Genomic DNA, 12,318 nt, shown 5'->3' with positions numbered 1-12,318 from the left:
GTAGAAGTTCTTGGAAGAGATTGAGGTAAAGTTTTTAGAAATTGATGTAAAAGAAATAGAGAGAAGACTGATTGAGATTGGGGCTAAAAAAGTTTTTGAAGGAGAATTAAATTCCATATATTTTGATTTTGTAGATAGGCTCTTAGAGAAGGAGGGGAAGATTTTAAGACTTCGTAAGAAAGGAGAAAAAACCTACTTAACTTATAAAAAAGTTATAGATACTAAGAAAGCAAAGGTTATGGAAGAGTTTGAGTTAGAGGTTAGCGATTTTATTTTAATATCCAAAATCTTCGAAGGTATAGGTTTGGTTCCACTTTATGAATTTAGGAGTTATAGGACTTCTTATCAGTTAAATGAAATAAAATTTGAAATTGATCAATATCATGAAATTCCTCCATTTCTTGAAGTGGAGGTCCCTGATCTTAGGGAACTAAATAAAGTTGTTTTAAAGCTTGGGCTTTCTCATAAAGAGCCAAAACCTTTTTCTATAAAAGAGGTTCTTAAACATTATAGAAAGATTTAACTTCTTTATTTAAGTAGGTTTTTTAAGTTTAAAATTTTAAGCGAAAAAAATCCGCCGATTATAACAAAGAGATGATAGGTAAAGAATCTCCAGAAGATTGTAAATATACCTATTAGATAACGAGGAACTGAGGAATAGAACAGAACTGTAAATCCTCCCTCGATTATCCCTTCTGCTCCAGGAGTTGGGAAAAAGAAGGCTGCAAAAAGGAGAAAGACTTGGCGGAAGATTGTATCTAAGTATGAGGCTTTAATATAAAGAGCTTTAAGTAAGACATAAGCTATCGAATAATTCGGAATATAAACAATTATTGTTAAAAATAGAATCAATAAAGCATAAAGTTTTCTCCTTTTTATGAAAAAAAATAATTTATTTCTAATGTCTTCTATCTCTCTTATAAAATAAAAAATTGTTGTGGTGGCTTTTGTTCTTTTACCTTTTCTATAAGTTATTGAATAAAAAGCTCTTTTTATAAATTTAGGTAAAGAAAGGATTAAGAATAACATCCCAAAAAGGAAGATATAAGCAAATATAGAATAGTTGGATAGGATCTGCATTGACTTTCCTTGATATTCTGTTTTGAAAAAGGGAAGGATGAAAGGCAGGAAGATTAGCATTCCCATAAGATAAAAAAGAGCTCTAAGTAGAAGGAGGAGCAAGCCGGTTCCTACTTTTAGACCAGCTTTATTTAGGATGTAAACCTGTATGGGTGAACCTCCAGCTTGAAAAGGAGTCACTGCGGAAAGAAAGGCTCCACAGAATATGACTTGAACGCAACTGTTGAATGGAACCCATTTGCCAGATAGCGCGTGTGCAATGAATTTTATTCTAAGAGACTCAAAAATTACATACAAAGATATTAACCCAAAAACTAAAAGGATATAAAAACCATTAATTTCTTTAAAGAGAGACCAGGTTTTCTTTGTTGCGGTAAAAAGTAAAAGTAAAGTGTAGGTTAAAATTGAAATGGCGAGAAATATTTTTAATCCTTTAGTGATTGAAGAGCTATTTATTTTGCTTTTATTTAAGTAAGATTGTTGGATCTTTTTCAAGAGCGTTTCCTATAACAATTAGGTCTGCACCTGCTTTATGTTTTTTCTCTATTTCTTCTCTACTTTTGATTCCACCTCCTACCACAAGAGGAATCTTAATATTAGCCTTAACTTCCCTTATTAGGTTTTCTTCTGCGGTTCTTCTTGCTCCACTTCCACATTCAAGATAAACTAATTTCATCCCAAGAAGTTCAGCTGCATAAGCGGTATCTACAATTTTTTCTATATTCTCTTGAGGAATTGGTTTTGTCCCGGATATAAGTTCAACACTTGTTTTCTTCCCTCCATCGATTAAAATGTAGCCTGTTGGTATAACTTCTATTTTCATCCTTTTTAAAATAGAGGCAGCTTTTACCTGTTCTTCAATTAAGTATCTTGGATTTCTTCCGCTTAAAAGAGAAAGAAATAAAATAGCATCAGCTGAAGAAGAGATTTGTTCTGCAGACCCGGGAAAAATAATAACAGGTATTGAAGCTAAAGACTTAACCTTAGTGGTCAATTTCTCAAAGTTACTGTTCCAGCTGGTGCTTCCACCCACCAAGATAAAATCAATAGAGCTTTTTTCTATAAGTTTTATTTTATCTTCAAGTTTTTCAAGCTTCTCACTATCAGGATCAAGAAGGGCGGCTATAATAACTTCTTTTTTTTTCTTTTTATAGAGAATTTTTTCATAAATTTTCATTTAATTTCCTTTTTAAGAATTTCTTTAAATTTATTTAACATTTCAGGGATTTTTTGAGCGTTTTTTCCTCCTCCTTCTGCGCGTTCTCTATTTCCGCCACCACTTCCTTCCGCAATTTTGCAGACCTCTTTTAAGAGTTCAGCAGCATTAAGTTTGTCTTTTAAATCTTCTCCAACAAATAATATGGCGAAAAATGAAGAATCAATTTTGCTTGTGAGTAACCCTATTCCATTAGGCATACTTTTTCTTAATTTTTCCCCTAGTTTTCTTAAAAATTCTCTATTCCCTTCAACTTGAGTGGCTATTAACTTATAATTTCCAAGATCACTGATAATTTTTAATAGCTCTTTGAACTTTAATTCAATAGCTTCTTCGTCCCTTCTTTCTATTTCTTTTCTCTGCTCCTTAATTGTAGCCATTATTTTTTCAATTCTTTTGGGGAGATTTTTTCTTTCCACATCAAGAAGAAATTCTATCTCTTCAACTATTTCTTCGGTTTCTTTTATCCATTTATAGGTGGATAAACCAGTTATTCCTTCTATTCTTCTTATTCCTGAAGCTACGCTTCCTTCGGAAATAATCTTAAATAAACCTGCTTCTATTGTGTTGTGGAGATGGGTCCCACCACATAGTTCTTTTGAGAAGTCACCGATAGAGACCATTCTTACAGTCTCTCCATATTCTTCAGTAAATAGAGCAATAGCTCCTCTATTAATCGCTTCCTTTAAGGGTAAAATTTCTGTTTTTACTTCCATTTCTTTGAATATTATTTTATTAACTTCTTCTTCTATTAATTTTATTTCTTCTTTTCTTAAGGGTTCAGGATGAGTGAAGTCAAAACGGAATCGATCTGGGCCTACGTATGAACCTTCCTGATGCACCCAATCACCAAGGACCTTCTTTAGAACTTTGTGAAGAATATGAGTCGTAGTATGGTTCCTTCTTATTGCATTTCGTCTTTCTACATCAATTATTGCTTTTACTTGTGAAATATTGAAAGAGCCTTCAAGTTTTCCCAAATGAATATTACCTAAGTTTGAAGGAATAGTATTTTCAACGGTTAGTTTCCATCCTAATCCTTCTATTATTCCTGTATCTCCAACCTGTCCTCCTGATTCCCCATAAAAAGGAGTCTCTTTTAAAATTAATTCAAAGTTTTTTTCTCCTTTTCTAAAAGCTAAAATTTCGGTTGAAATTTCTTCTTTTTCGTATCCTACGAAGATAGAACTTCCTTCATTTACTATTTCCCATTCTGCTTTTTCTTCTGCTAAAAAGATGTGTTTCTCACGAGCTCTCTCCCTTTGTTTCTCCATTTCTTTATGGAAGCCTTCTTCATCTATTGTGAGATTTTCCTCTTCTGCAATTTCTTTGGTTAAATCTGGAGGAAAACCATAGGTGTCGTATAATCTAAAGACATCTTTCCCATCGATTTTTCCAAGCCTCTTTTCTTTTGCATCATTAATAAGCTGAGTTAATATTGAAATTCCAGAAGAAAGTGTGTTTATGAAATTCTCTTCTTCCCGTTTTATAATTAGGGTTACTTGGTCTATCTTTTCTTTAAGATAAGGATATCTATTTTTCATTATATAGGTAACGGTTGGGACAAGTTTATTCAGAATAGGCTCTTCTACATTTATTTTTCTTAATCCTGTTAATGCTCTACGAACTAACCTTCTTAAAACATATCCTCTGCCTGTATTCCCAGGATATACTCCTTCACTTATTGCAAAGACAAGAGCTCTTGAATGATCAGCAACTATATGGAAGACTTCTTTCGCTTCTTTATATTTTACATTTGTGAGTTCTTCTATTTTTTCTATTATTGGAAAAAACAAATCTGTTTCAAATATAGAGGGTTTGCCTTGCATTACCATAGCAAGCCTTTCTAAACCCATCCCTGTATCTACACCTCTATTTTTTAGTGGGTGCCTTCCATCTTCTCTCTCATCGTATTGAGGAAAAACATGATTCCAGAGTTCAATATATCTATGACATTCTCCATCAAATTTGCAATCTCCAAATTCTTCTCCCATATCGTAGAAAATTTCTGTGTCTGGTCCACAGGGACCTTTTCCTCCCGCAGGGCCCCAGAAGTTGTCATCCCTTTTTATTATTTTATTTTCTGGAACTTTAATTTTCTCTTTCCATATTTCATAAGCCTCACTATCTTCAGTATGAACAGAGACATAGAGTCTTTCCTCTGGAATTTTTAAGACTTTTGTTAGAAATTCCCATCCCCAAGAGATGGTCTCTTCTTTAAAGTAATCTCCAAAGGAGAAATTTCCTAACATCTCAAAAAAAGTATCATGGAAGAATGTTTTACCAACTTCGGTTAAGTCTGATAAGCGAAGACATTTTTGGACAGAGGCGGCTCTTTTAAACTCAAGAGGAACTTCTCCTGACCATAAAGGTTTAAATTGAACCATTCCCGCTGAGGTGAAGAGAAGGGTTTTGTCATTAGGCACAAGAGGAGATGATTCAACTATTCTATGCCCCCTTTCTTCAAAAAACTTAAGAAATTCTTTAACTAATTTATTAGAATCCCACATATTCTCAAAATAATATTCTCTCTTTTATTGTCAAGCTTAAAGAAAAAATTTGACTATTTGAAGAAAAATGTTATAATAAGAATAATCAAAAGGAGGCTTTTATGAAAAAGGTTGTTTTAAGCTTGATTGGGATTTTATTAGTTATTGGATGCGGAGAGAATGAAGGATGGGTTAGAATATGGTTAATAGATTCTCCACCTCCTCAAGATGTAGAAGCAATATATTTAAGAATTTTTGGAGTTGGTGTTAGAAATTTGGGAGGTGATGCAATAACGGTTGATGCTAATATTAACGAATATGACATTGTAATGGGAACTCTTGGAGGGATGGGTATAGTAATTGCTGTGGATAAGATTAAACCGGGGAACTATACTTCCATTCTTATTGCTCTTACGGAGATTCATCTTGTAAGGAGAAATGGGGAATTGGATACTTTAATTCTCTCAGAAGGAAGTCCATTGAAATATGAGATACCTCAGGATTTCACCATATACAAGGATAAAATTACCCAAATTTTTATTGATTTTGATGCCTCAAAATCAATAAATTGGGAAACTCAACCATATACATTAACACCAATTTTTAGGGCTTTTGAAGGCTCTACTTTAGGAGCTATTAGGGGAAAAGTTACAGATTCTACGGGAGCGCCTATAAAATTTGCTGTTTGTAAAGCGGTAAATTCTACAGACACTTTTACTACTTTATCTACTCCAGATTCAGGTAAATATTATCTTATCGCTAAAAAAGGAACATATAATATTACGAGCTATCTTGAAGGTTATACCTCTGATACTTCTTATAGTGTGGAAATTGGAGACTCTACTCTTAAGGGATATAACTTTGTTCTAAGGAAAGAGTATTGATGTTATTTATGCTTATACTCATGCATAAGTAACCATCTTTTTCTAAAGCTTCCTCCAGTATAACTTCCTAATTCTCCCGAGTTTCTAATTACACGATGACAGGGGATAATTATACTTAAATGGTTAAGTTTGAGAGCAGTCCCCACACTACGAGAACCCATAGGATTTCCAATTCTTCTTGCTAATTCTATGTAAGAGCAAGTCTCTCCATAAGGAATTTTTAGGGTTTCTTCCCAAACTCTTTTTTGATAAGGTGTGCCATTTAAGATTAAAGGAGCTAAAAAAAATTTTCTCCTTCCCTCAAAATATTCTTTTAATTGAGAATCAATAGGAGAAGTCTTAAACTTGATCTTATATCCACTATTTGTTAAACACGAAATTCTCTTTTCAGAGTCTTTTTTTATAAAACTAACTTCAAAAATTCCTTCCTTTTCCCAAAAGATTAAAATTTCCCCTATTGGGGATTGAAATAAACTACAAAAAAAATCATTTATAGGTTTATTTTCCACCAAAAAGAGTTTTTCTCTGTTCCAAAAGAGAGCCTATGCTTCTGATTTCAAGCATATTTGTTGTTCCTGGAATTGCAACAGGTTCTCCCGCTGTTAAAATGACAATGTCATCTTTATCAACTAACTTTTTTTTGTAAAGAAAATCAGCAGAGGAACAGATCATTTCATCCACGTGGTTATGGAATTCTCCTAAGAAAGGTGTAACGCCCCAAATTAGATTCAATTGTCTCATAATCTCTTCTTTATCTGTAAATGCAAGAATATCAGTATCTGGTCTAAATTTCGCAATTTTCCTTGCAGTATATCCTGAAGAAGTATGAGCAATAATATATTTGGCTTTAAGGTCTTTGGATGCTTGCCATACACTTTTTGCAATGATATCAGCTATTTCACATTTTTTAGACTTTAAAGCCTCTGGGATTCTTCCTCGTAAGTAATTTTCCATTTTTTCTACAGTTTCTGCCATAAATTGGACAGCTTTTATTGGATATTTTCCAATAGCAGTTTCTTCCGAAAGCATTACTGCATCAGCTCCATCTTCAACAGCATTTGCTACGTCTGAAACTTCTGCCCTTGTTGCTCTTGGACTTTCTGTCATAGAAGCTAACATCTGTGTTGCCACAATTACAGGTTTTTCCTCTTCTAAACATTTTCTTATTATTGTTTTCTGAAGGAGAGGAACATCTGATGGAGGAACTTCTACTCCAAGGTCTCCTCTTGCTATCATAATTGCATCTGAGACTTTTAAGATCTCATCGAAATTTTCTATTGCCTTTATGTGTTCTATTTTTGCAATAACTTGCATAATGGAGTTTTTATTTTCCAAAATCTTTTTTATTTTCCTTATATCGTCTGCACTTTTAACAAAAGAGACTGCTACGAAATCAAATCCTATCTCTGCGCCAAATTCAATGTTTTCAAGGTCTTTTGGTGTTGGAGCAGAAAGCCCTATGTCTTTACCGGGAACATTAACAGATTTTTTTGAGGAGATTCTTCCCCCATAAATGACTCTGCATTTTACAGACTCTTTAACTTCCTCTACTTTAAGTTCTATTTTCCCATCAGCTATTAGAATCGTATCACCTTTTTCTAATTGGTTTAAAAGGGATGGGTAATCTACAGAAAGTCTATTTTCATCTCCTAAGATTTCTTCTTTAACAATTTCTACTATTTTACCACTCTGTAACTCTGTGTTTTCCTTTACTTTTCCGAGTCTAACTTCCGGTCCTTGAGTGTCCATCATTATTCCTATAGAAGGGGCAACTTTTCTTAAATTTCGGAAGGTTATTTCTGCCTCTTCTTGGGTCTTATGGGAGAAATTTAGTCTTGCTATATTAAGACCGCTCTTTACCATTTCTTTTATTATCTCTTTATCTTCTGAAGCAGGCCCAATTGTGGCAATTATCTTGGTTTTTCTCATTTTTTTCTCCTTAAAGATAAAAATTTAAAATCTTTCGTTTTTAATTAGTTCTCTTAATCTTTGTCCTTTTCTAATCTTTTTTAATTTTTTACCATTATACAAATACTCGGGGGGAAAAGGCCTACCATTATAATTTGAAGCCATTGTTCTTGTATAAGCTCCACAATTGTAAATTATAAGTAGATCTCCCTCTTTAAGTTTAGGTAGAGAATAAGTTCCAAATTCATCAGAATTTTCACAAATAGGTCCCACAACTCTGGAGAGGTATCTCTTCCCCTCTTTTTTGAAAAGAGGTTCTATGTGATGATAGGCATCATAGATGGCAGGTCTTGGATTATCATTCATTCCAGAATCTACCACGTAAAGGGGTTTGCCTTCTCTTTCTTTTACGTCTATTATACTTGTAATAATAAATCCAGCCTCTGCAACAAAAAATCTTCCTAACTCAAGAAATATTTTGATTCCATACTTTTTCGAGAATTCTTTATATTTCTCTGTTAATGAAATAGGAGAAAAAGTTTTTTCTCCTTCTTTATATGGAACTCCAAAACCACCACCAAGATTTACATATTTTATTGCTAATCCTTCTTTATTTAGAATTTTTATAGAGTTTTCAATCTTTTTAAGACTCTTTAGGTAAGGTTCAGGGGTAAGAATCTGAGAGCCTATGTGACAATGTAACCCAAGAAGCTCAATATGTTCAAAATCTTTTACAACTTCAACAATTTTGTTAATATCTTTTATTGGAATCCCAAATTTACTCCAAGAGGATCCAGTGGAAAGATGGGAGTGAGTTTTTGGAAATATTCCAGGATTGATTCTTGCAAAAACAAAGAGTTTTTGTTTTGTCTTTTTGGCACATTTTTCAAGAAGTTTAGCTTGCCCAATAGACTCAAAGTTGAAAAATCTGATACCTTTCCTAATAGCGAAAAGTATTTCTTCTTCTTTTCTTGCAAGGCTGTCATAGAGGATCTTATATGAAGGGATTCCTGCTTTTAAAGCTATAAAAATTTCTCCTGGAGAAACAACTTCTGCTCCTATATTATGTTTATTGAGAAATCTTAAAATTGCAATGGAAGAGTTTGCTTTCACCGCAAAGAAAAGTTCAACACTTCCAGAGAAACTTTCTCTTAAAGTTTTAATTTTTTCATAAATTACTCTGGTATCATAAATATAAAAAGGTGTGTTAATTCTCTTCAACGCGTTTGAAATTTCCTCAAACATAACTTCTTAATAATAAGCTTAATCTAATTATTGTCAACTGGTATGGTTTTACTTCTTAAAATAACTTAAGGGGGCTTGCATTATAGAAAGTTTTGTTTAAATTATAATCTAAAGAGTGGTAAGTTTGTTTATAGAAATGGCTGGTTCAACAATTGGTTTGGCAACAGGGGGCTTTAACAGCCATTTTTTAAGAATTTTAATAGCGATATGAGAAGACTTGAAGAAAAGTTAAGAGAGAAGGTAGAGGTAGTTTTAAAAAGTATGAAGGAAAACTATATGTTGAGGGGTTTAGAGATTGAGGAGAATAAGCCAAAAATAATTAGAATTTTTGTTGATAAGCCAGGAGGAGTCACAATTCAGGACTGTGCTAAGATATCGGAGAGGATTTCTATTCATTTTAGACTTTCTCCTGAGCTTGAAAATGAGGATTATAGGCTTGAAGTTTCTTCTCCTGGGATTGAGGAGGAGGAGGGAAAATGATAAATAAAGGTATTGTTGCAATGCTATCAGAGTTAGCAGCAGAAAGAGATTTAGAAAAAGACTTTGTCCTTGAAACTTTGAAGGAAAGTCTAATTACTGCTGCAAGAAAAAAATATGGAAGAGCCGAAAATCTTGAATGTGAAATCTCAGAAGCTTCTGGAAGCATAAGACTTTATCTTAAGAAGGTGGTAAAAGAAAATGTTACAGATCCTTTAACAGAGATTTCTCTCGCTGAAGCTCGAAAGGTTAAGCCCACAATAGAAGTGGGAGCAATTTTTAAACAAGAAATTCCCGTTGATGAATTTGGAAGAAACGCAATAAACATTGTAAAAAATACTTTAATTCAAAAGATTAAAACGAATGAAAAGGAAATGCTTTACGAGAAATATAAGAATAGGGCAGGAGAACTAGTCTCCGGAACTGTTTCCAGGGTTTATCCAACTGGAGCTTATATTAAGATTGGTGATATTGAAGCTTTTTTGCCAAAAGAAGAGCAAATTCCCAATGAGAGATTGAAAAGAGGAGCTCAAATAAAAGCTCTTATTAAAAAGATCACTCAGACTCCAGATGAAGGAGACGAAGAGAGAATTAGAATAAAAGGTCCTATAATATATTTATCCAGAATACAGCCAGAGTTTATAGCTAGATTGCTTGAATTTGAAATTCCTGAAATTCTACATTCAAAAGTGGAAATCAAAGATATAGCGAGAAAGCCAGGAGTGAGAGCTAAAGTCTCTGTTTACTCGGAAAATGAAAAAGTTGATGCTGTTGGTTCTTGTGTAGGACACAAAGGAAGTAGGATAAGGTCAATAGTAAAGGAGCTTGCCGGAGAAAAGGTAGATGTCGTTCATTGGAAGAAGGATAAGGCAAAATATGCCGAGAAAGCTCTCTCTCCAGTGAAAGTTATTGAAGCAAAGAAAATAGGTAAAAACAAAGTTCTATGCGTGGTTCCAGATGAAGAATTGACAGGAGCTATTGGGAAGTTGGGAGAGAATGTGGCTTTAGCCTCGGAACTTATTCATGCCAAGATTGATATAAAAGGAGTAAGCGAATATAGAAGAGAAAAGGAGAAAGAGGAAAAGGGTAAAATAACGGTTGATGAATTAGATATAAGTGACCATCTAAAGGATATTCTTAAAAAAGAGGGACTTAACACAGCTTATGATATTTTATCAAAGAGTGATGAGGAACTATCAAACATTAAAGGGATTGGAAAGAAAAAATTAGAAACTATTCATAAAGCCTTACACAGTATTCTCAATAAGGAATGATGGAATGATAAAAAAGAAAGAACAGAAGATGAGGGTTCACAGTCTAGCAAAAGACTTAGGGCTCTCTAATAAAGAACTTCTCGATTTATTGGAAAAAGAGGGTATTAAGGTAAAGTCTGCGCTTTCTTCAATTACAGAGGGAGAGGCTAAGAAAATAAAAGACAAACTTAAAAAGAAAAAAAAGGAGAAAACGGAGAAAGGGAAGAAGGATAAAGAGAAAGAGAAAATAGAAGAAGAACCTTTAGAGAAGAAAGAAAAAGCGATAACAAAAGAAGAGAAAATAATAAAGGTTAAAGAGGTAAATCCCATTAGAGAATTATCTAAAATGATGAATCTCTCTCCATCTGATATAATAACTGCCTGTTTAAAACTTGGACTTCAAGTGAACATAAACCAAAATTTGGATTTTGATACAACTTCTCTTATAGCAGAGGAATTTGGATATAAAGCGGAGCTATCCCAGCTTCAAAAGGTTGATATTGCGAAGAAAGAAGAGAAAGTTTACAATATTCAAAGGCGCCCTCCTGTTGTGACTGTTATGGGCCATGTGGACCATGGGAAGACTACATTACTTGACTATATTAGAAAGACTCAGGTAGCCAAGCTTGAAATTGGTGGTATAACTCAGAAAATAGGTGCATATAATGTAACTTATAATAATCATAGAATAACATTTATTGACACTCCTGGTCATGAGGCTTTTACTTCAATGAGAGCTAGAGGGGCTAATGTTACAGATATAGTTGTTCTGGTTGTTGCGGCAAATGAAGGAGTGAAAGCTCAAACCATAGAGGCAATAAATCATGCAAAAGCTGCTAATGTTCCGATCATTGTTGCTTTAAACAAGATAGATCTTCCCACAGCAAATCCGAATAAAGTCTTAGCTGAGCTTGCGGAGCATAAAGTAGTAGCTCATGAATATGGAGGAGAAGTCCTTGCAGTAAAAATCTCGGCTCTAAAAGGAGAAGGAATAGATGAATTATTAGAAGCGATTATTCTTCAGGCTGAGGATTTAAATCTTAAAGCCCCTGTTGATTGTCCTGGAAGAGGTGTAATTTTAGAAACACAGATTATGAGAGGGATTGGGAACGTAGCTACAGTGATTGTTAAGGAAGGTCAAATAAAAATTGGAGACTATTTCGTGGCAGGAGAAACTTCAGGGAGAGTTCGGTTAATCTTAGATGAGAATAATAGAAAATTGAAGGTCGCAGATGTTTCTTCTGCAGTTCTAATTTCGCAGTTTGATTCTTTGCCAAAGACTGGGGATATTTTTGAAGTTGTAAAAGATCAAAAAACTGCAAGAGAGCTCATCGAGAATAGAAAGTTTTCTGAAGAGGTGCGAAAAGAAAAAGTAAAAGTGAGTCTTTCAGACTTATATCAAAAAATGAAGGAGGATAAAAAACAAGTTCTGAAATTAGTTGTAAAGGGAGAAGATGCTGGTTCTGTAGATGCTCTTGTAAAGCTTCTTGAGAGTCTACCAAAAGATAAAATTCAAATTAAAATAATACATTCAGGTATTGGTCCTATTACTGAGAGTGATGTAGATCTTGCAAGTGTATCTGAAGCTATAATAATTGGTTTTAAAGTAAAGCCATATCCGAATGTGGATGAAGAGGCAAGAAAAAAATTTGTTGAGATAAAGACTTATGATGTAATTTTTGATATTGCTCAAGATATTAGAAAAGCTATGCTTGGTCTGCTTGAACCTGAGATTGAAGAGGTAAAATGTGGAGAAGCGGAGATTA

11 protein-coding genes are annotated in these 12,318 nt (G+C 33.7%); 5 read left to right on the top strand and 6 right to left on the bottom strand.

All coding sequences use genetic code 11. The features are described from left to right. Positions 1-10 precede the first annotated feature (10 nt). Positions 11-523, top strand: coding sequence for a class IV adenylate cyclase (cyaB, locus tag ABIN61_07240; protein ID MEO0293997.1), 513 nt, complete (start codon positions 11-13; stop codon positions 521-523). 5 nt (positions 524-528) lie between these two features. Here the strand turns inward: cyaB and ABIN61_07235 are convergent, their stop codons facing one another. The 3 genes from ABIN61_07235 to alaS are packed head-to-tail and all read right to left on the bottom strand — an operon-like array spanning position 529 to position 4,806. After that, positions 529-1,575: a lysylphosphatidylglycerol synthase transmembrane domain-containing protein gene (locus ABIN61_07235; protein ID MEO0293996.1), complete on the bottom strand. Its 1,047-nt coding sequence runs from the start codon at positions 1,573-1,575 to the stop codon at positions 529-531. Then, positions 1,544-2,257 carry a geranylgeranylglyceryl/heptaprenylglyceryl phosphate synthase gene (locus ABIN61_07230; GenBank protein MEO0293995.1) on the bottom strand — a complete coding sequence of 238 codons (714 nt, stop codon included), beginning with the start codon at positions 2,255-2,257 and terminating at the stop codon, positions 1,544-1,546. Before ABIN61_07230 ends, ABIN61_07235 begins: the two co-directional genes overlap by 32 nt. Further along, positions 2,254-4,806, bottom strand: coding sequence for an alanine--tRNA ligase (gene alaS, locus ABIN61_07225; GenBank protein ID MEO0293994.1), 2,553 nt, complete (start codon positions 4,804-4,806; stop codon positions 2,254-2,256). The genes ABIN61_07230 and alaS overlap by 4 nt, the downstream gene beginning before the upstream one ends. A 101-nt stretch (positions 4,807-4,907) precedes the next feature. Between alaS and ABIN61_07220 the strand changes: the two genes are divergently transcribed. Then, a complete protein-coding gene (locus tag ABIN61_07220) occupies positions 4,908-5,669 on the top strand; it encodes a DUF4382 domain-containing protein (GenBank protein ID MEO0293993.1) in 762 nt (253 codons plus the stop codon). Positions 5,670-5,671: 2 nt separating this feature from the next. Here ABIN61_07220 and ABIN61_07215 read toward each other — a convergent pair whose 3' ends face one another. Genes ABIN61_07215 through lysA form a run of 3 tightly spaced genes read right to left on the bottom strand, consistent with a single transcriptional unit; the run spans position 5,672 to position 8,822 of the window. After that, entirely contained in the window at positions 5,672-6,178 is a 507-nt protein-coding gene (locus tag ABIN61_07215) for a methylated-DNA--[protein]-cysteine S-methyltransferase (GenBank protein MEO0293992.1), read from the bottom strand. Beyond that, complete coding sequence (pyk, locus tag ABIN61_07210) at positions 6,168-7,598, bottom strand: pyruvate kinase (GenBank protein MEO0293991.1); 1,431 nt, start codon at positions 7,596-7,598, stop codon at positions 6,168-6,170. The genes ABIN61_07215 and pyk overlap by 11 nt, the downstream gene beginning before the upstream one ends. Positions 7,599-7,622: 24 nt before the next feature. After that, positions 7,623-8,822 (bottom strand): diaminopimelate decarboxylase, encoded by a 1,200-nt coding sequence (gene lysA, locus ABIN61_07205; protein ID MEO0293990.1) that lies wholly within the window; start codon positions 8,820-8,822, stop codon positions 7,623-7,625. A gap of 207 nt (positions 8,823-9,029) precedes the next feature. On the opposite strand from lysA, the gene ABIN61_07200 reads away from it, so the two are divergent. The 3 genes from ABIN61_07200 to infB form a co-directional block, all read left to right on the top strand. Further along, on the top strand, positions 9,030-9,302 hold the full coding sequence (locus tag ABIN61_07200; protein ID MEO0293989.1) for a hypothetical protein: 273 nt from the start codon (positions 9,030-9,032) through the stop codon (positions 9,300-9,302). Beyond that, entirely contained in the window at positions 9,299-10,573 is a 1,275-nt protein-coding gene (nusA, locus tag ABIN61_07195) for a transcription termination factor NusA (protein ID MEO0293988.1), read from the top strand. The genes ABIN61_07200 and nusA overlap by 4 nt, the downstream gene beginning before the upstream one ends. Positions 10,574-10,577: 4 nt before the next feature. Continuing rightward, a partial coding sequence (infB, locus tag ABIN61_07190) for a translation initiation factor IF-2 (GenBank protein MEO0293987.1) occupies positions 10,578-12,318 on the top strand: 1,741 nt, incomplete at its 3' end.

This window comes from candidate division WOR-3 bacterium, from assembly GCA_039804165.1.
Taxonomy (GTDB): Bacteria; Hydrothermota; UBA3072; order UBA3072; family UBA3072; genus JAFGHJ01.
The sequence above is the reverse complement of the archived record's forward strand: the minus strand, read 5'-3'. Positions and strand labels throughout refer to the sequence as shown.

What these genes read in the sequence shown, in the direction of transcription:
- ABIN61_07220 (MEO0293993.1), top strand. Translation starts at nt 4,908, where the DNA reads ATGAAAAAGGTTGTTTTAAGCTTGATTGGGATTTTATTAGTTATTGGA.
- nusA (MEO0293988.1), top strand. Translation starts at nt 9,299, where the DNA reads ATGATAAATAAAGGTATTGTTGCAATGCTATCAGAGTTAGCAGCAGAA.
- ABIN61_07200 (MEO0293989.1), top strand. Translation starts at nt 9,030, where the DNA reads ATGAGAAGACTTGAAGAAAAGTTAAGAGAGAAGGTAGAGGTAGTTTTA.
- lysA (MEO0293990.1), bottom strand. Translation starts at nt 8,822, where the DNA reads ATGTTTGAGGAAATTTCAAACGCGTTGAAGAGAATTAACACACCTTTT.
- ABIN61_07230 (MEO0293995.1), bottom strand. Translation starts at nt 2,257, where the DNA reads ATGAAAATTTATGAAAAAATTCTCTATAAAAAGAAAAAAAAAGAAGTT.
- alaS (MEO0293994.1), bottom strand. Translation starts at nt 4,806, where the DNA reads ATGTGGGATTCTAATAAATTAGTTAAAGAATTTCTTAAGTTTTTTGAA.
- pyk (MEO0293991.1), bottom strand. Translation starts at nt 7,598, where the DNA reads ATGAGAAAAACCAAGATAATTGCCACAATTGGGCCTGCTTCAGAAGAT.